This is a genomic window from Corallococcus sicarius, assembly GCF_003611735.1.
Taxonomy (GTDB): Bacteria; Myxococcota; Myxococcia; order Myxococcales; family Myxococcaceae; genus Corallococcus; species Corallococcus sicarius.
Genome location: NZ_RAWG01000061.1, coordinates 23,346 through 40,708, shown reverse-complemented (window position 1 = coordinate 40,708; position 17,363 = coordinate 23,346). Strand labels below are relative to the sequence as shown.

The following is a 17,363-nucleotide window of genomic DNA, read 5'->3' as shown; positions in this document are numbered from 1 at the left end:
GCCGCCACCACCGCCGCCGCCACCGCCGCCGCCGCCCTCACCGCGCTGACGGGCGATCTCCGCTTCGATGGAGGCGAGGAGCTGGCGCTCCTTGTCGTGCCAGCGCGACTTGCTGGGGTCCGCCAGCGAGCGCCGCGCGCCGTTGGCGTAGAACTCCAGGTCCTGGAGGCTGGCGCCGTAGACGGGCGCGCCCTTGCTGCGGCCGTAGTTGGGAAGGGTCATGCCGTCGCCACCACCACCGGCCGGCGCACCCGCGGGGGGCGCTGCGCGACGGGCGGCCGGGGCCGCCGCCATGGGCGTGGCGCTCATGGACAGCTCGCCCAACTGCAGCGTGAAGCCCTCGCCGTTCCTGTACGCCGTGCCCACCCGGACCTGCTCCACCTGACCGTCGGGGCGACGGACCGCGACGGTGACTGGATATTGCTCGCTCATGCGGCCCGGAATCACACCGCCGGGGGCTCCCTGTCAATCGAAGGAAGCACCGCGTGTCGGACGCATGTGGGGCCGCCAGGTGCGACCCCACACGCAAGGCGTCCGGAGGACGACGTCCTCCGTCAGTTCAACGACACCATGCCACCGCCCGCGCCCTTCTTGCGGACCCAGGCCTTGGGCTTGGGAGGCGCCGCGACGGGAGCGGCCGGCTTCGACGCTTCCTTCAGGGCCTGACTGCCGGCGCGACCGCGGGGCAGCTTCACGTCCTGCACCGACTGCGAGCGGGCACCATCCACCCACGCGTCCGGACGGCGACCGGTGCGGATGAGCAGGCGCAGCTTCTGGTAGTGCGCCGAGCAGTAGCCCTTGGAGCGGCTCTGACGCTTGCACCCGATGACCGCGCAGGCCTGATTGTCTTCAGCGGCCGGAGCGCGCGCGGGCGGACGGCCGGGGCCACGGGTGGCGGGCGCCTTGGCGGCGGGAGCGGCGGCCTTGCCAGCGGGCGCCTTCGCGGGCGCGAGCTTCGCGGCGGGTGCCTTCACGAGCGCGGGCGCGGCGGTCTTCGCCGCGGCCTTCGCGACGGTCTTCGCGGACGGCGGACGACCCGGACGGCGGCGGGCCACCGGCTCCGGCGCCAGCGTGGGCGTGCGCACGCCGGCCACGGCACCGAGGCGGCTGGAGAGCGGCGCCAGACGCTGCGTCACCTCTCGCAGGACATCCAGGGCTTCCAGCCCCTTGGCCATACGGGCCACGGCCTTCTGAAAGGGAGCGAGTTGCTGTTGTAACTCGCGCCGGACCATGTCGCGCAGTTCGGTTTCAAGGGAAAGTGGGGCCATGTGGGGCAGGATATACACCCAACCGTCCACGGCGGGATGGAAACATTGCTCAGGATGTTAAAGGAACCCGTCATGACCCCGGTTCCCACCCCCGTCCGCTTCCGCGGCACCGACTCCTACCTCACGAGCGAGGGCCTGCAGGCTGCCGTCAACTGCGCCCTCACGCTCCAGCGCCCCTTGTTGGTCAAGGGCGAGCCCGGCACTGGCAAGACACTCCTCGCGGAGGCGATTGCCCAGGGACTGGGATTGAAGCTGCTCACCTGGCACGTGAAGAGCACCACGCGCGCCCAGGACGGCCTGTATGTCTACGACACCGTGCAGCGCCTGTATGACTCGCGCTTCGGCGACGGGGACGTGCGCGACATCCGGCGATACATCCGCCTGGGGCCGCTGGGCGAAGCGTTCGCCTCCCCGGAGCGCGTGGTGCTGCTCATCGATGAAGTGGACAAGGCCGACCTGGAGTTCCCCAACGACCTGCTCCACGAGCTGGACCGGATGCGCTTCCGCATCTCCGAGACCAACGACGAGGTCGTGGCGAAGAACCGCCCCGTGGTGCTCATCACCAGCAACAACGAGAAGGAGCTGCCGGACGCGTTCCTGCGCCGGTGCGTGTTCCACTTCATCGACTTCCCGGAGCGCGAGCTCATGCAGCGCATCGTGGATGTGCACCACCCGGGGCTGGATGCGTCGCTGTCCGAGCAGGCCCTCAAGGTCTTCTACGAGCTGCGGTCCATGACCCGCCTGCGCAAGCGGCCCTCCACGAGCGAGCTCATTGACTGGATCTCCGTGCTCAAGGCCAACGGCGTGATGGAATTGAAGCTGGAGGAGCAGCTGCCGTTCCTGGGCGCGCTGCTCAAGAAGGAGCAGGACCTGGTGGCGGTGGCCGAGGCGTTCGGACGCGGCCGCCGGCCTCGCGCGTAGCCTGGGTGCAAGGAAAGGACACGGGCCATGTTCCTGCCGTTCTTCTACGAGCTGCGAAAGCGCGGGGTGAAGGTGGGCGCCCAGGAGGCGCTCGCCCTCGCCGGGGCGCTGAAGGCCGGGCTGCATGACAGCAGCCTGGATGGCTTCTACCACGTGGCGCGCGCGCTCCTGGTGCACTCGGAGACGCAGCTGGATGCGTTTGATCAGGCGTTCCTCTCACACTTCCAGGGCGTCGCGTCCGACGCGCTGAAGCTCACCGAGGAGCTGCTGTCCTGGCTGGAGGAGGCGAAGGAGCGGCGCGACCTGAGCCCGGAGGAGCTGGCCCTGCTGGAGCAGTGGGACCCGGAGGAGCTGCGCAAGCAATTGGAGCAGCGCCTCAAGGAGCAGACCGAGCGCCACGACGGCGGCTCGCGCTGGGTGGGCACGGGCGGCGCGTCTGCTTTTGGCAACAACGGCATGGGGCGGCAGGGCGTGCGCATTGGCGGCACGGGCGGACGGCAGGGGCAGGCGCTGTGGCAGGCCGGCGCGCGCAAGTACGCGGGCTACCGCGACGACGTGGTGCTGGACACGCGGCAGATGGCCGTGGCGCTGCGCAAGCTGCGGGCCTTCGTGCGCGAGGGCGCGCTGGAGGAGCTGGACGTGGAGGAGAGCATCTCCGCCACCGCGAAGAACGCGGGCGAGCTGGAGGTGGTGACGCGCCCCCCGCGCCGGCCCAACACCCGCGTGGTGCTGTGCATGGACGTAGGCGGGTCCATGGACCCGTACGCGCACCTGGTGAGCCGGCTGTTCAGCGTCGCCAGCCAGGCGTCGCACTTCAAGGAGCTGCGGACCTACTACTTCCACAACTGCGTCTACGGGAAGCTCTACGCCACGCCGCAGCTGACGGGCGGGCTCACCGTGCCGGAGCTGACCGCGCAGGTGGGCCGGCACCACAAGCTGGTGATGGTGGGCGATGCGTCCATGGCCCCGTATGAGCTGGGCATCCGCACGGATGCCAATGGCCAGTACCGCCAGGAGGGGCTGGAGGGGATGACGTGGCTGATGCAACTGGCCCAGCACTTCGAGCGCAACGTGTGGCTCAACCCGGAGCCCCGGGGGTCGTGGCGAACGGGCACCATCGCGATGATCGCCAACGTGTTCCCGATGTTCGCCCTCACCGTGGAGGGCCTGGGTGAGGCGGTGAGCCACCTGACGCGCGGAAAGACTCCGCGCGGGGCGACGGCGCGGCGGTAGGGGGCGCGGCCGTCAGTCCTCCGGGCCGGAGAGGGGCTCGTCCTCCTTCCGGCCCAGGCGACGCTCGATGGCCTTGCGGTGCACCCCCAGCAGCCGCGCGGCCGCGCTCTTGTTGCCCTCGGCCAACGTCATGGCTTCGGAGATCATCGCCTGCTCCAGGCGCTCCAGCTTGTCTCCCGCCTCGGGCATCCGCAGCACCATTCGCACGAGTTCCTTCAAGGGGTCCTCGCGCGAGGTCCCCTGCCCGGAACGGCCCGGCAGCCCGGAGAGCACTTCGGGCGTGACTTCATCCGTTTCAGCGAACACCGCCACCCGGTCCACGAGGTTGCGCAGCTGACGCACATTGCCCGGCCAGGCCATCCGCGTGAGCAGGTCCACGGCCTCCGAGGAGAAGCGCAGGGGCCGCCGCTGCTGCTGGACGAAGTGCGCGAGCAGCGCCGGGATGTCCTCGCACCGGTCCTCCAGGGAAGGCACCCGGACCTCCAGCACGTTGAGCCGGAAGTAGAGGTCCTCGCGAAACCGCCGCTGCCGCACCAGGTCCTCCAGGTCCGCGTGCGTCGCGGCCGCCACCCGGCCATGGAAGGGCTGCTCCGCCGTCGCACCGATGGGGCGGAAGTGCCCGGCCTCCAGCACCCGCAGGAGCTTGGCCTGGAGGCTCAGCGGCAGCTCCGCGATTTCATCCAGGAAGAGCGTCCCCTGGCCCACCGCTTTCATCAGGCCGTCCTGCCGGCGCTCCGCCCCCGTGAAAGCTCCCCGCTCGTGGCCGAAAAGTTGTGACTCCATGAGCTGCTCGGGGATGGCGCCGCAGTTGATTTCCAGCAGGGGCGCGTCCGGCCGCGCGCCCATCGCGTGCAGCGCTCGGACCACCAGCTCCTTTCCGGTACCCGTAGGGCCCAGCACCAGGACGGGCCGGTCCGACAGGGCCACGCGCCGTACCAGCGAAAGCAGGCGCTGGAGCGCGGCGGAGGTGCCCACCATGCCCACCGGCATCCGCTGGGCACCCTCACGGGCGCGGAGGACCTGCACCTCCTGCTCCAGTCTCCGCCGGTCCCGCAGACCTTCGAGGATGGGGACGATGAGCTCCTTGCACAGCCCGTCCTTGAGGACATAGTCGTAGGCCCCCAGACGCATCGCCTTGCGGATCTCCTCCATCTCGCTGGAGGCGGTGACGACGATGGGGACCGCACTGGTGCACTTGCGAATCTCCTCAATGAGGGTGAGCCCGTCGGTGTTGCACGCGTCCGCGCTCAAGCGGATGTCCACCAGTGCCACGTCGATAAACTCCTCGCGAAGGCACCTTTGCGCCTCGTCGAGGCTGGCGGCCTCCCGGAACTCCACACCCGCCATGGACGACAGCACCGTCGTGAGGATCCGCCGCGCGCTTCGATGGTCGTCGATGATGAGGATCTTCATGCACTCTCCAGCGAGCGGGGGTCGGCGAGGCGGCGGGCACGGATGCGGAAGCAGGTGCGCCCCGGCTCACGGTGGACGGCGATGTTCCAGCCGAAGCGGCGCACAATGCGTTGCGTGACGGACAGGCCCAGTCCCAGCCCCTCCTTGCGCGTCGTCACCCAGGGGTCGAACAGCGTCTCCTTCGCGGCCTCCGGGATGCCCGGACCCGAGTCCCAGACCTCCAGGAGCTGCTCCCGTCCCTCCTCCCAGGCGCGCACCCCCATCTGTCCACCGTCTCCCGCCGCCTGGACGGCGTTGCGCAGCAGGTTGGCGAAGAGCTGGACCATGGCATCCGGCTCCGCCAGCAGTTCCAATGACTCGGGGATGTCGACGGTGACGACGATGCGCTTTGCCTGGACCTGGTCCCGGATGAGGTCCAGGGCACGGCGGGCGCGGGGCAGCACCGCCACCGGTTCCACGCGAGGCGGCGGCAGCGACAGCCGGCGCAGGGACCCGAGCATGCGCTCCAGCCGCTCGATCTCCTCCCGGCCGATGTCGACATCCTCGGGATCCAGTGGCTGGGCCTGGCCCCCCTGGCGGAGCAGGTGGCGAAAGAAGTTCAGCGGATAGGCGATCTCGTGGGAGATCTCCGCGCTCAGCACCGCGAGGGCGAGCCGCTTCTCCTCGTGCGCCGCGCCCACCTGCGCCTGCCGGAGCACGTCCAGTTCGCGCAGCACCTGCGCGTTGTGCAGCGCCACGCCCCCCAGGCTGGCGATGGTGTGGAGCAGCTCCAGGTCCGCGTGGGTGTAGAGCGCGGCCTGATGCTTGGGGGCCAGCAGCAACACGCCCCGCAGCTCTCCCGAGGAGCGCATGGGGACGAGGAGCCTCCGGTGCCAGGGGCCCTCTTGCGTCCACAGGTGTTCGCCGGACTGGAGCGTGCGGGACGCATCCCCGGGCAGATGGGAGACCTGCTCCCATTCTCCCAGGTCGAGCAGCCGCACCTGCGCGGTGGGCAACCAGCGCCGTACGACGCGCTCCAGCGTGTCCCGGAGGGCACCGGGCTCACGCGGGGCGGACAGCTCGTCGCTGAGCTGTTCGACTGTGGGACGGAACTGGAGGGTGGCGGGGAAGAAGAGTCGGACCACGAGCGGTCTGCCGAGCAAGACCAGGGCCAGGAAGGTGGCGGACGCGACCAGGAGCGGCAGCGCCTGCGACACCGTGGAGACATCCAGCAACCGCCGCGTCGCGAGCCAGGCGAACGAGGCCGCGAGCAATCCCGCCAGCACGAGGGGAATGGCCAGCAGCCGCCGCGTGAGCACCGCGGTCACCGCCAGCACGTTGTGCCGGATGAGGCCGTAGCCGATGGACAGCGGCAGCAGCGCGATGAAGCAGGGCACCACCAGGTAGAAGCCCCGGCCGGAGAACACAATCACCGCGAGCACGACGGGGAGCGCGGCGAGCCCCCAGGCCGCCGCGAGCAGCTCCGCCCGAGCGCGTCCCGTGCTGCCCCGGAGCCGGACGAGAATGGCCACACCGCAGACGAGCAGGGAGCCCTGGGACGCGACGTCCACCCAGTGACGGACCCGGGCCGTGTCCAGGCCCAGGTGAGGCGCGGCCAGCAGCCACGCCGCCGCGAGCACGGCCGCCGCCGCCAGCAGCCACAGCGCGGTCAGCCAGAAACGGCGCAAGCGCACGGGCCGCTCCGGGAAGGCGTATCCCAGCCACACGCTGCCCACCGCCGTCCCCAGGCGCGACACGAGGAAGAGCGGCATGAAGGTGGCGCGCGTGTGGTAGTCGAACAGGGTGAGCAGGAAGACATGGCTGGAGATGCACAGCACGCCGTAGGCCAACGCTCCGTCCCTCCTTCCCGCGAGCAGCAACACCAGCAGGCCCGACCACAGCAGGAAGCCGCCCACCAGCGCATAGACGCCGAACAGGAACAGGCCTTCTTCCGCGCCGAAGCGACGCAGGGGTTGGTTCAGGGTCAGGTGTTCGCCACCCCGCCGGAGGAACGTCAGCGAGACGTGGGCGCGGCCCTGGCGCTCCGCCTCCTGGACACAGGCGCGCAGCTGGGTTCCGGGCAGCCCTGACTTCGCGACGTCACCGTCCAGGGGGATTCCCTCGCAGGCCACGAGGAGGTCCGGGTGGCGCAGGGGCATCCGGCCCTCGCTCCACGAGGGCAGGTAGACGGAGGAGAAGGCTCCGTAGGGGTCCACCAGCAGCGAGGCGAAGGGGGTGCCGAGCGTGGTCGACACCTGCCATGCCACCCCCGCGCTCAGCCCCACGCCCAGGACAGCGAGGAGGAGGACGGTCCACCACCGGCTGCGCGTCACGCCAGACGTCATGGCCCCGGGCTCCTTGCCCCAGCGGGTTCATGGGTTCGTGACGGCGGGCCCCCCGTAGAGCTGTGTCACGGCCGCCACCAAGGCAAGAGCGCTCATCTCCGCCTGGAGTGACGACTTCCCGGACTGGGATTCATCCAGGGTTCGTGCGCGTTCCGCAAGCCAGGTCCCCAGTTCGTGAAAGCCGCCTTCGCGCGCCAGGGTTGCGCCAAGCCGGGCCACCCCGGGCGCGGTCCGCAGCAGCCCTCGGGGCGGATGGCCCAGCGCCTCCGGAAAGCCGATGCCGTGGAGCCGGGTGTCCTCGTCGGCGTCGAGGGCGTCGTCGAGGCATTGGGAGCTGAGCAGGAGCAGGTCGAAGGCACGGCGGAACACAGGCAGCCGCGCGGGGTCTCCGTGGGCGAGGAGGAGGCAGAAGGCGCTGGTCCCCAACCAGGACACCTTCTGGCTCACGAGGCGTGCGTACTGGGCCACGGAGAGCCTGCGGCGGGTGCGCAAGGCCCTCTCGGTAGCCACGGCGTCGATCCAGTCCTCGATGGCCGCGTGGAGGGCCTGGGTCGCGAGGGCTTCGTTCCCGGTCGCTTCCGTCAGGGATTGCAGCCACTGGTCGAACAGGGCCTGACGGAGGCGGGGCCACTCCGGGCGAACCGGGACCTGCCCGTCCTCGAGCCGATCGATGAGGAGGCCGAAGAAGCCTCCTCGGTGGTGGGCACGGAGGTAGCGGGCCTGGAACTCCGGAGCAAGTGCGGGGCCCGAGCGCTCCGCCGCGTAGGCCGGCAGGCGCTGGAAGGGGGCCAGGGCGCTGTAGTCCTCCCAGCCACCTTCGGGGTGGGCGGTCAGGCCCAGGTGGAAGGGGAGCTCCTTCGCGAAGGGCTGGAGGTCCGTGGGCAGCGCATCGAGGGTGACGGCGTATTCGAGGTCGCTGGGGCCCATGGGCTCAGTAACACATGTTGTCCTTCTCGTGAGGCTGATCCACGAAGCACACGGCTCCGCCCTCGTATGGCTCCAGATAACTAAGGGTGGGATCCCTCACGAAGGATGCAATCTGGGCAAGGAGTCCCTCTTCGAAGCTGAGCGATACAATGGGGAAGGGGTTTGGGTAGTTCATCCAGCAAACTCCCGTGAACCTGCGGTCGTTGAAGAGCACGCCCAGCACCGCTTTGACGGCCTCTACACCAGACTCCTTCGCCGCCTTCTTCAACGCATGGAGATAATTGTGAGCTTGAGCCTCATCCACGGGATTGAACAACCACTGATAAAGCAAGCCAAGCTCGAGCGGCCCCACCTTCAGCACGCCGCTCGCGTCCGGCCCGGGTGAGTCTTCCGCAACACCGTCCTTGATGTCTCGGAGCAGCGCGTAGCTGTTGTTCGAGAGTGCCTCCGCCAAGTCCTCCCACTGTTCCTTGGTCAGACTGAAGGGCACGGTGATGTGGGTGTCTGTCTGAGCTACGTAGAGGCGATTGAACATCGTGGCGACTTCCTGCCGGGGTGCTTCGCCGCCACCGGCTGACACATGCCGGCAGAGTTCCCCACGCAATGTCTCCCCCGATTCATACCCTCCGGGGACTGGCATTCCCACGACCAGGGGTTTCTTGAAGAGCTGCCGATAGACGCCCCTCAATATCTCTCGATTGAAGTCCCTGCTTCCATCCGTGGGTTGCAAACACGGGGCTTCCTCTGTTTTCGACATGGGCTTCCTCGCGGCAATGGATTGACGCCGTCAACGCAGGACCAATCTGGCGCTGACCATCAAAGCAATGTGCATGCCTGGCGTCCAGACATGGACAGGCGGTGCCCCCTGGGTCGTACCGTCCTGCTCGGACTGGACGCTTTCGTCCACTCTGTCTGAGTGGATGGCCGGGTTAGTCCAACGCCTCGCGGTCTTGCCCTGCGCGCTGGTGGCATGTGCCTTGCTTAACAACAATGCCTGTCAGGCCGACGCCGGGCTTCATGGCCCCGCGTCTGACTGGACCCGCCTACGAGGACCACCATGCACGAACGAACCCGCGGGGCCGTGTTGACCCGGCTCCTGACTGTGCTGTGTCTGCTCACCGCCGCGAGCGCTTCCGCGCAGCCCTATGAGTACCTGGCTGTCTATGAGCCCACATCAGAGGCAGGCAAGACACTCCGACTGGGCATCTCTTCGAACAGCCTGCTCCCCGATGGCGGTGAGCAGCACCGGCTCGACCGGCTCGTGGTGCACTTCAAGACCGACGGCGTGTCCCTGAGCGCCCTGTCCCTCTTCAGCCGGCTGCGCTTCAAGGCGGAATCCGGCACGGTCCAGGCCGAAACCGAGGTCCTCAAGGAGGACATCCAGAAGCTGCCTGACCGGGAGCTCGTTCTCGTGCGCTGGCGAGGCGATGACCGGGCCGAACCCATCGCCAACGTCAAGATCACCGTGGAGGCCGTCTACACTGCGGAGTTCCTCTGCCTCCAGGAGAACGCCCTCCTCCAGAGTGAACGCGACGTGGTGCCCTCCATGGTTCCCCACTTCCCCAAGTCCAGCACGAGCCCCACCAACAAGCCCCCCGTCCACGACTCTTTCAACCGGTGGCTCATTCGCGACGGTGAGACGAATCCGCTGTTGATCTACACGTTCTGCTTTGACGCCGCGAACAGGACCCGGGGTGCCGTGGCCTGGAGCGAGGCCAAGAAGGCCCCCCGCTTCCGCTTCGACGAACCGGACAAGGACAACTCCATCCGGACCTTCCGGCAGGCCCACAAGCGGGCACTGTCGGACCGCATCGTCCGCCGGCTCAATGACCGCTTCTCCAGCTTCGGGCGCTCCCTGGTGTCCGACACCTCCGAGCCGGACTTCGACAACGTCCGCATCGAGGTGAAGGACTCCCTCACCCTGTCCATCGTCAAGAGCGTGGGCTCCCTGCTGCTCGTGGAGGAAGCCGGCGGCACGGTGGAACCCCTGGCAGACCTCATCGACCAGGACGCGGAGGTGGCCCTCCGGCTGGGCTATCCCCACTGCTACCAGTTCCCCTACGGCGCCATCATGAAGAGCCCCTGGGTCTTCGAGTTGGAAGTCCCCGACGGCAAGGACGGCAAGACTCGCAAGACCAAGGTGGAGCTGGGCTTCGAGACCGGATGCAGCCGGAAGCTGCTGGTGCCCTGGAAGGACTACCTCAACCGGCGCGTCACCTTCCGCGTCATCTACCGGGTCCCGGAGCGCGCCGACATCGTCGTCTTCAACGACTCCTTCAACGTCTACAACCTGGGACTCATCACCACCGCGCCCATCATCACGGAGATCGTCTCCGCCACGCAGGAGGCCTCGCCCCGGGACGTTGAAGCCACCTCCAGCATTCCCGTGTCCTTCGCCCTTCCCATCAGCCCCAACCGCTCCGCCTCCGTGGCGGTGACGTTTCCCTTCACCCTCAGCTTCAACACGCGAACCTTCCCCAACCTGGCGGAATACTTCGCCGTGGCGCCGTCCATCTCCCTGGTCGCGGGAAGCGCCTCGGCAGCCAGCTCAAGCACCGAGAACGAACCCAACGTCCGGCTGGCCCTGGGCGTTGGCGTCAACCTGGCCCGGGCCTTCCACTTCGGTTACGCCTGGGCCCCGTCCGATGGCGGCCGGTATGTCCTGCTGGGGATTTCCATCCCGGAGCTGCTCCCCCTGCTGAACCCGAGCGAGTAGGGGGCAGCGGCGCGGCGGTAGCCTTCGGGACATTCCCGGTGTGTCCCCTGCTGGCCAGCCCACCGGGCGGCGGGCGCGTTTCGTGCGGCGCACCGCGCCCAGTTACGGCATGGTGCGCCCGCGACGCAGTCCGGCGCGGGAGGCCGCATGACGACCGAGAAGATCGATACACAGGCAATCAACACCATCCGCACGCTGTCCATCGATGCGGTGGAGAAGGCCCACTCGGGCCACCCGGGCGCCCCCATGGCGCTGGCTCCCGTGGCCTACCAGCTGTGGCAGCAGGAGCTGCGCTACGACCCGGCCAGTCCCATCTGGCCGGACCGCGACCGCTTCATCCTGTCCAACGGCCACGCGTCCATGCTGCTCTACAGCCTGCTGCACCTGGCGGGCGTCAAGCGCGTGGAGCGCGAGTACACCGTGACGGACGCGCCCGCCGTGTCGCTGGAGGACATCCAGAAGTTCCGCCAGCTGGACTCCGCCACCCCCGGCCACCCCGAGTACCGCTGGACCACCGGCGTGGAGACCACCACCGGCCCGCTGGGCCAGGGCGTCGCGAACAGCGTGGGCATGGCGCTCGCCAGCCGCTGGCTCGCGGGGCACTTCAACAAGCCCGGCTTCGAGCTGTTCACCCATGACGTCTACGCCATCTGCGGCGACGGCGACCTGATGGAGGGCGTCGCGTCCGAGGCCGCGTCACTCGCCGGCCACCTCCAGCTGCCCAACCTCTGCTGGATCTACGACAGCAACCACATCTCCATCGACGGCAGCACCGACCTGGCCTTCACCGAGGACGTGGGCCGCCGCTTCGAGGGCTACGGCTGGCGCGTCATCCAGGTCACCGACGCCAACGACCTGGACGCGCTGGGCAAGGCCTACCGCACCTTCAAGGAGGCGCGCGGCAAGCCCACCCTCATCGTCGTCAACTCCTTCATCGGCTACGGCGCGCCCAAGAAGCAGGGCTCCGCCAGCGCCCACGGCGAGCCCCTGGGCGCCGAGGAGCTCAAGGGCGCCAAGCGCAACTACGGCTGGCCCGAGGACGCGCAGTTCCTCGTGCCCGACGGCGTGCGTGAGCGCTTCCAGGAGCGCATGGGCGCTCGCGGCAAGCAGCTGCGCGAGGCGTGGGAGAAGTCGCTCGCGGGCTACCGCCAGCAGCACCCGGAGCTGGCGCACGAGCTGGAGCGGCTGCTCAAGCGCGAGCTGCCGGACGGCTGGGACAAGGAGCTGCCGGTGTTCCCAGCGGACGCGAAGGGCATGGCCACGCGCGAGTCGGGCGGCAAGGTGCTCAACGCGCTCGCGAAGAACTACCCGTGGCTGGTGGGCGGCTCCGCGGACCTCAACCCGTCCACGAAGACGTACCTGGCGTCCTCCACGTCCATGAAGCCGGGCGAGCACTCGGGCCGCAACATCCACTTCGGCGTGCGCGAACACGCGATGGGCTCCATCGTCAACGGCCTCAACCTGAGCCACGTGCGCGCGTACGGCGCCACGTTCCTCATCTTCAGCGACTACGAGCGCCCGGCGATGCGGCTGTCGTCGCTGATGGAGATTCCGTCCATCCACATCTTCACCCACGACTCCATTGGCCTGGGCGAGGACGGCCCCACGCACCAGCCGGTGGAGCAGCTGGCGTCGCTGCGCGCGATTCCGGGCAACATCGTGCTGCGCCCCGGTGACGCCAACGAGGTGACGGAGGCCTGGCGCTTCATCGCGAAGCAGCAGCACCACCCGGTGGTGCTCGTGCTGTCGCGGCAGCCGGTGCCCACGCTGGACCGCACGAAGTTCGCGCCGGCGTCCGGGCTGTCCCAGGGCGCGTACATCCTGCAGGAGGCGGAAGGCGGCAAGCCGGACGTCATCCTCATCGGCACCGGCACGGAGGTGTCGCTGGTGGTGGAGGCCGCGGAGAAGCTCCAGGCCGAGGGCGTGAAGACGCGCGTGGTGAGCATGCCGTCGTGGGAGCTGTTCGAGCAGCAGCCCGCCGAGTACCAGGAGCGCGTGCTGCCCGCGTCCATCAAGGCGCGCGTCGCGGTGGAGAAGGGCGCGGCGTTCGGCTGGGAGCGCTGGGTGGGCCACACCGGCAGCGTCATCGGCATGCGCAGCTTCGGCGCTTCGGCGCCCATCAAGGCGCTGCAGCAGAAGTTCGGCTTCACCGTGGAGAACGTGGTGAAGGAAGCCAAGGCCACCGTCGCGAAGTCCAAGGCGACGCAGCCGTAGAAAATGAAAGGGCCCCGGACCCTCCCCCGAAGGTCCGGGGCACCTCTGGGTTCACCGCCGGGCTACCTCCGGCGGGAACTCCGTGGATGCGTGTGGCTGTAATCCCCCCCTGCTTACGTCCCCCCGTACTTCCCCCCGTTCAACGGTGCGGCGATGAGGCTCAGGCCGCGAAGAACATCGGGCGCGGGCGCGGCGGGCTGCTGACGAACTCCATCTCCTTGATCATCCTGTTGAAGTCGCCCTGGGCCATGCCCGTGGAGCCGTGGGCCTGCGCGCGGGAGGCGTACTTCTCGTAGGTCTCCACGACCTTCTTCGCGTCCGGCGTGAGGCGGTCGTAGTTCTGGCGCGCCCACTTCATCGCGTCCTTGAACTCCGCGCCCGCCGCCTTGCCGTCATGGTCCGCGGCGCCCTTCTTGATGGCCGCCGTCAGGTCCTTGCCGTTGATCTTCCCGTCCTTGGAGTCCAGGCCCTCCAGCGCGTTGCGCATGGAGCTGTCGTTGAAGGTCTTGAAGCGGCCCATGGCCTTGAACATGGAGTCCGTCTCCTTCTGCGTCATGCCCTCCGGGCCGGCCTTCTTCGCGGCGTCCTGGTAGGTCTTGAGGACGTTCTTCGCCTCGGGCGTCAGGCGGCTCTCGTTCTTGGAGGCCCACTTCTCGAACTCCTTCAGTTCGGAGGTGGTGGAGTTCCCGTCCTTGTCGGAGATGCCCTCGCGGATGGCCTTGGTCAGGTCCTCGCCAGAGATGGGGCCATTCTCCTTGTCGAGCGCCTCCGTGGCCTTGCGGGCGCTCACGTCACCGGCGCCCACCTTGCGCATCTCGCTGTTCATGGCGGCGGTCTCCGAGGGCGTCATGCCCTCACGGCCCTGGGCCTGCGCCGCCTTCGTGTGCTTGCGGTAGACGTCCAGGACTTCCTTCGCCTCCGGGCTCAGGCGGCTCTCGTTCTTGGAGGCCCACTTCTCGAACTCCTTGGCCTCCGCGCCGGCGGCCTGGCCGTCGTGGTCCGCGGTGCCCGTCTTGATGGCGCGGGCCATGTCCTCGCCGGACACCGTGCCGCCCTTGCGGTCCAGCTGGGCGAGCGCCTTCTTCGCGCTGGCGTCACCCACGTCGCGCATCTCCCCGAGCATCTTGTTGAAGTCGTCCTGGGGGATGCCGGACTCGCCGCGCGCCTGGGACATGGCCGCGTACTTGGAGTAGATGTCCACCACCTGCTTCGCCTCCGGCGTGAGGCGCTCGCGGTTGTTCATGGCCCAGTCCGCGACGGTGCGGTACTCGCTGGAGGCGGCCTGGCCGTCCAGGTCCCCGACGGCGCGCTCGATGGTGTCCGCCATCTGCCCCGCGCCGATGGAGCCCGAGGTCTGGTTCAGCTTGTTCAGCTCCACCATGGCGCCCAGGTCCTTGGGGGTCCACTGCGGGGTCGGGGTCCAGCAGCCGCGGCTGCCGGTGGTGAACTGGTCACCCCGCTTCACCGCCTCCTTCAGCGTCGTCAGCTGCGCCTTCATGTCCGCCAGCTGCGACTTCATCTGGCCAATCTGCGCGGCCTCCTTGCCGTGCAGCTTGGAGTGGCCGCCGAGGAGCTTCTGCTCCGCCTTGGAGAGGGCGGGCTTGCTGGAGAAGGCGGTCTTGACGGCGGTGGAAGCGTTCTTGGCGATGGTCATTTTTGATCTCCGGGAGGAGCGGCTTCCTTTGCGGAAGCAGTCATGCCGGGACCTATTGCGCGTGTCGTGCCACCCACGCCCACGTGTCGGTCCACCGTGATTCCAATGGGTTACGTGGCGACGCCGGGCGCTTCGGGGTGGTGACAACTGTCACCACCGGTGATGACTGTCACCAGCCCCCCCCACCCCGGGGTGGTGACGGCGGTCATCAGGGCCGGGGACTCGGGGACGCCGGGCCTGGGGCGGACGTCTAGACGCCGCCGCGCAGCTCTGTCTCGCGCCACAGCGCGCCGTCGCGTTCGGTCAGCAGGAAGGTCAACCGTCCCTGGTGGAAGCCGCGCACGGGGGCGTGGGGATCCGGGAAGCCTGGAGGCAGGCGCCACCCGGGCGGATGGAGGGGCGCCAGGGGGATGGACTGGTCGCGGCGCAGGGCGCCCACGTCCTGGTCGGTGAGCTCCCGGACGCGCGCCCAGGGGAGCACGTCGTGGCCGTGCAGCTCCACGCGCTGGCCGGGGCCCGGATCCTTCCACGGGCCAATGGCCGTGCGGTGCAGCGCGGAGAGGTGCGCGCCAGCACCGAGCTTGCGGCCCAGGTCGCGGGCCAGCGAGCGCACGTAGTAGCCGCCGCGACAGGTGAGCTCCAGGACGCTGGCGCGCGGCAGGTCGTGGGAGCGCCAGCGCGCGGCGTGCAGGTAGACGCGCGAGGGGGGCAGGTCCACCACCTCGCCCCGGTGCGCCTTGCGGTAGGCGGGCTCACCGTCCACCTTCTTCGCGCTGGTGGCCGGGGGCACCTGCTCCGTCCACCCGAGGAAGGGCTCCAGCGCCGCGTCCAGCAGGGCCGGGGTCAGCGCCCCCGTATCCCCCTGGTGCACGGGGCGGCCGTGCAGGTCGCCGGTGTCCATCTCCGTTCCCCACTCCACGCGGGCCACGTACGTCTTGGGCACGGCGTGCAGCAGGTCGAACAGGTGCGTGGCCGGACCCACCAGCATCAGCAGCAGCCCTTCCGCGAACGGATCCAACGTGCCGCCGTGCACCAGCGCCGTGCGCCGGCCGGGACGCGTCGCCTGGGCCTCCTCCTGGAAGGTGCGCACGACGGAGAAGCTCGTGGGGCCCACGGGCTTGTGCGTCAAGTAGAGGCCAGGGCTCAGGGCGGAGCTTCCCATCAGGATTCGTCCCACACGTCAGGACTCCTTAACCCAGGGCTCGTTTGACGCGATCGCCGATGTGGCGTTGTGCGTCAGGCCTGCCGCCGCGTGACTGCGTGACTGACGCGTCACAGCGACGGCCTCATGCCGCACTGCATTGAACACCCTCTCAATTCAACACACTCCGGCAAGGAATGATCCGTCCTCCCTGGGGGGCTCTGGAGGTCGCGCGCCCCCATCCGTGGCAGTTTCCAGATCGGGCGGAACCATTTTCGCGCTTTCCTCGGACGCGTCTGGCTTGGTACACAGAGTGTGTCGCTGCCGACACTCAGAGGGGGGCGGTACGACACGCAATCAATCACCTCCAGACCTCCTCTGCGCAAGGGATGCAGAATGTCGACTCAAAGCGGTCTTCAAGGTCTCCATGCTGAAGTGAAGTCGTGGCTGTTCTCCAAGGACTTCGACGGCATGCCTGTCGGGGCCCGGAACCAGCTTCGGGAGCAGGTTGATCTCCTTGCGCGGAATGCCTTCGAGAAGGGCGACGAAGCTGCGCTGACCGAGGCACACCGCGTCCTCTACGTCATCAACATGGCGCAGCTCACCGCCCCCTGGACGGTGGAGCGCCTCAACGTGGGCGATCCGCTATTTAGCCAGCTCAAAGGCATCCTGGAGAAGTGTTGGCATCAGGCCTCGAAGAAGAAGTACGCGCCCATCATCGATGCGCTGCCCCCGGCGGCGCAGTTCCGTGAGTGGGTCACGCAGACCGTCCGCTCCCATCCGTCCAACGTCACGCACCCCATCTTCGGGTTCCTGCGTGACAAGGCCAACTTCGAGCAGATGCGGGAGTTCTTCCTCCAGGAGACGCCGCTCGAGGCGCTCTTCGGCGACATCATCGCGTTGATGATGCCGGGCGTGTACGGGGGCATCAAGCTGGAGCTGGCCAAGAACTTCTGGGACGAGGTCGGTCACGCCGAGGATGCGCGCGTCCACCGGAACATGCGCTTCGAGCTCATGGACTACCTGGGCCTGCCCAGCAATGTCTACACGGACCGGATCGACCTGCTGATCCGTGAGGAGCTGGCGCTCGTCAACATGTACATGAGCATGGCGATGAACCGCTCCCGGCTGACGGAGATCCTCGGGGCGCTCCTGGCGACCGAGACGATGATCCCCGGCCGCTTCGAATGGCAGATCGAGGGCTGGCGGCGTCTGGGTGTCGGCGACAAGCAGCTGGCCTACCTGCTGGAGCACACCACGGTCGACGTGGAGCACGCCAACGCCTGGATGGGTGAGATCATCGTGCCGCTGCTGGAGCGCAACCCGGCGGTCATGCCGGAGATCGTCCTGGGCATCATGCTCCGCCTGGATACCGCGGGCGCGGTGGTCGACAAGCTCAACGACCACGTGCGGGGCATCAAGGAGTCCTCCGTCGGTCCCTACCGCGGCGCGCACAAGGTCCCCTGAGGGGACTGCTTCACCTAGAATCTCCTCTCATGGCAGGAGGCGGCGGCCAGGCGCTTCATGGGTCCTGGCCGTCCGCCCCTTGCCG

General features: G+C 68.6%; 13 protein-coding genes. 5 read left to right on the top strand and 8 right to left on the bottom strand.

What is annotated here, in order from left to right; all coding sequences use genetic code 11:
- Both D7X12_RS12440 and D7X12_RS12435 read right to left on the bottom strand, forming a co-directional pair.
- On the bottom strand, nucleotides 1–432 hold a 432-nt coding region (locus tag D7X12_RS12440), incomplete at its 3' end, for a hypothetical protein (protein WP_120625491.1).
- Between the two features lie 122 nt (nucleotides 433–554).
- On the bottom strand, nucleotides 555–1,175 hold the full coding sequence (locus D7X12_RS12435; RefSeq protein WP_341868217.1) for a vegetative protein: 621 nt from the start codon (nucleotides 1,173–1,175) through the stop codon (nucleotides 555–557).
- Nucleotides 1,176–1,340: 165 nt separating this feature from the next.
- Here D7X12_RS12435 and D7X12_RS12430 point away from each other — a divergent pair, with 165 nt between their 5' ends.
- On the top strand, nucleotides 1,341–2,189 hold the full coding sequence (locus D7X12_RS12430) for an AAA family ATPase (RefSeq protein WP_120625487.1): 849 nt from the start codon (nucleotides 1,341–1,343) through the stop codon (nucleotides 2,187–2,189).
- A gap of 27 nt (nucleotides 2,190–2,216) precedes the next feature.
- Nucleotides 2,217–3,422 carry a vWA domain-containing protein gene (locus D7X12_RS12425; RefSeq protein ID WP_120625486.1) on the top strand — a complete coding sequence of 402 codons (1,206 nt, stop codon included), beginning with the start codon at nucleotides 2,217–2,219 and terminating at the stop codon, nucleotides 3,420–3,422.
- Between the two features lie 12 nt (nucleotides 3,423–3,434).
- Here the strand turns inward: D7X12_RS12425 and D7X12_RS12420 are convergent, their stop codons facing one another.
- Genes D7X12_RS12420 through D7X12_RS12405 form a run of 4 tightly spaced genes read right to left on the bottom strand, consistent with a single transcriptional unit; the run spans nucleotide 3,435 to nucleotide 8,843 of the window.
- Nucleotides 3,435–4,835: a sigma-54-dependent transcriptional regulator gene (locus D7X12_RS12420; RefSeq protein WP_120625485.1), complete on the bottom strand. Its 1,401-nt coding sequence runs from the start codon at nucleotides 4,833–4,835 to the stop codon at nucleotides 3,435–3,437.
- The gene (locus tag D7X12_RS12415) at nucleotides 4,832–7,159 is read right to left on the bottom strand and encodes a sensor histidine kinase (protein ID WP_120625484.1); all 2,328 of its coding nucleotides are present in this window, start codon (nucleotides 7,157–7,159) and stop codon (nucleotides 4,832–4,834) included. Before D7X12_RS12415 ends, D7X12_RS12420 begins: the two co-directional genes overlap by 4 nt.
- A 27-nt stretch (nucleotides 7,160–7,186) precedes the next feature.
- Nucleotides 7,187–8,086, bottom strand: a complete 900-nt coding sequence (locus D7X12_RS12410; RefSeq protein ID WP_120625483.1) for a hypothetical protein — start codon at nucleotides 8,084–8,086, stop codon at nucleotides 7,187–7,189.
- A 4-nt stretch (nucleotides 8,087–8,090) separates the two neighbouring features.
- Complete coding sequence (locus D7X12_RS12405; protein ID WP_147443621.1) at nucleotides 8,091–8,843, bottom strand: hypothetical protein; 753 nt, start codon at nucleotides 8,841–8,843, stop codon at nucleotides 8,091–8,093.
- A gap of 300 nt (nucleotides 8,844–9,143) precedes the next feature.
- On the opposite strand from D7X12_RS12405, the gene D7X12_RS12400 reads away from it, so the two are divergent.
- Together D7X12_RS12400 and tkt are read left to right on the top strand one after the other, a co-directional pair.
- Nucleotides 9,144–10,802: a hypothetical protein gene (locus D7X12_RS12400; RefSeq protein ID WP_147443620.1), complete on the top strand. Its 1,659-nt coding sequence runs from the start codon at nucleotides 9,144–9,146 to the stop codon at nucleotides 10,800–10,802.
- 147 nt (nucleotides 10,803–10,949) lie between these two features.
- On the top strand, nucleotides 10,950–13,016 hold the full coding sequence (gene tkt, locus D7X12_RS12395) for a transketolase (RefSeq protein WP_120625480.1): 2,067 nt from the start codon (nucleotides 10,950–10,952) through the stop codon (nucleotides 13,014–13,016).
- Nucleotides 13,017–13,176: 160 nt separating this feature from the next.
- On the opposite strand, the gene D7X12_RS12390 is transcribed toward tkt, so the two are convergent.
- Together D7X12_RS12390 and D7X12_RS12385 are read right to left on the bottom strand one after the other, a co-directional pair.
- Nucleotides 13,177–14,670, bottom strand: a complete 1,494-nt coding sequence (locus D7X12_RS12390; RefSeq protein WP_208718976.1) for a hypothetical protein — start codon at nucleotides 14,668–14,670, stop codon at nucleotides 13,177–13,179.
- A 250-nt stretch (nucleotides 14,671–14,920) separates the two neighbouring features.
- On the bottom strand, nucleotides 14,921–15,832 hold the full coding sequence (locus tag D7X12_RS12385) for a pseudouridine synthase family protein (protein ID WP_120625479.1): 912 nt from the start codon (nucleotides 15,830–15,832) through the stop codon (nucleotides 14,921–14,923).
- Between the two features lie 414 nt (nucleotides 15,833–16,246).
- On the opposite strand from D7X12_RS12385, the gene D7X12_RS12380 reads away from it, so the two are divergent.
- Entirely contained in the window at nucleotides 16,247–17,278 is a 1,032-nt protein-coding gene (locus D7X12_RS12380) for an iron-containing redox enzyme family protein (protein ID WP_158620038.1), read from the top strand.
- The last annotated feature ends 85 nt before the right edge of the window (nucleotides 17,279–17,363 follow it).

Coding starts and splice junctions, on each gene's coding strand:
- D7X12_RS12420 (WP_120625485.1), bottom strand. CDS start 4,835: ATGAAGATCCTCATCATCGACGACCATCGAAGCGCGCGGCGGATCCTC.
- D7X12_RS12400 (WP_147443620.1), top strand. CDS start 9,144: ATGCACGAACGAACCCGCGGGGCCGTGTTGACCCGGCTCCTGACTGTG.
- tkt (WP_120625480.1), top strand. CDS start 10,950: ATGACGACCGAGAAGATCGATACACAGGCAATCAACACCATCCGCACG.
- D7X12_RS12425 (WP_120625486.1), top strand. CDS start 2,217: ATGTTCCTGCCGTTCTTCTACGAGCTGCGAAAGCGCGGGGTGAAGGTG.
- D7X12_RS12435 (WP_341868217.1), bottom strand. CDS start 1,175: ATGGCCAAGGGGCTGGAAGCCCTGGATGTCCTGCGAGAGGTGACGCAG.
- D7X12_RS12385 (WP_120625479.1), bottom strand. CDS start 15,832: ATGGGAAGCTCCGCCCTGAGCCCTGGCCTCTACTTGACGCACAAGCCC.
- D7X12_RS12410 (WP_120625483.1), bottom strand. CDS start 8,086: ATGGGCCCCAGCGACCTCGAATACGCCGTCACCCTCGATGCGCTGCCC.
- D7X12_RS12415 (WP_120625484.1), bottom strand. CDS start 7,159: ATGACGTCTGGCGTGACGCGCAGCCGGTGGTGGACCGTCCTCCTCCTC.
- D7X12_RS12390 (WP_208718976.1), bottom strand. CDS start 14,670: ATGACCATCGCCAAGAACGCTTCCACCGCCGTCAAGACCGCCTTCTCC.
- D7X12_RS12405 (WP_147443621.1), bottom strand. CDS start 8,843: ATGTCGAAAACAGAGGAAGCCCCGTGTTTGCAACCCACGGATGGAAGC.
- D7X12_RS12430 (WP_120625487.1), top strand. CDS start 1,341: ATGACCCCGGTTCCCACCCCCGTCCGCTTCCGCGGCACCGACTCCTAC.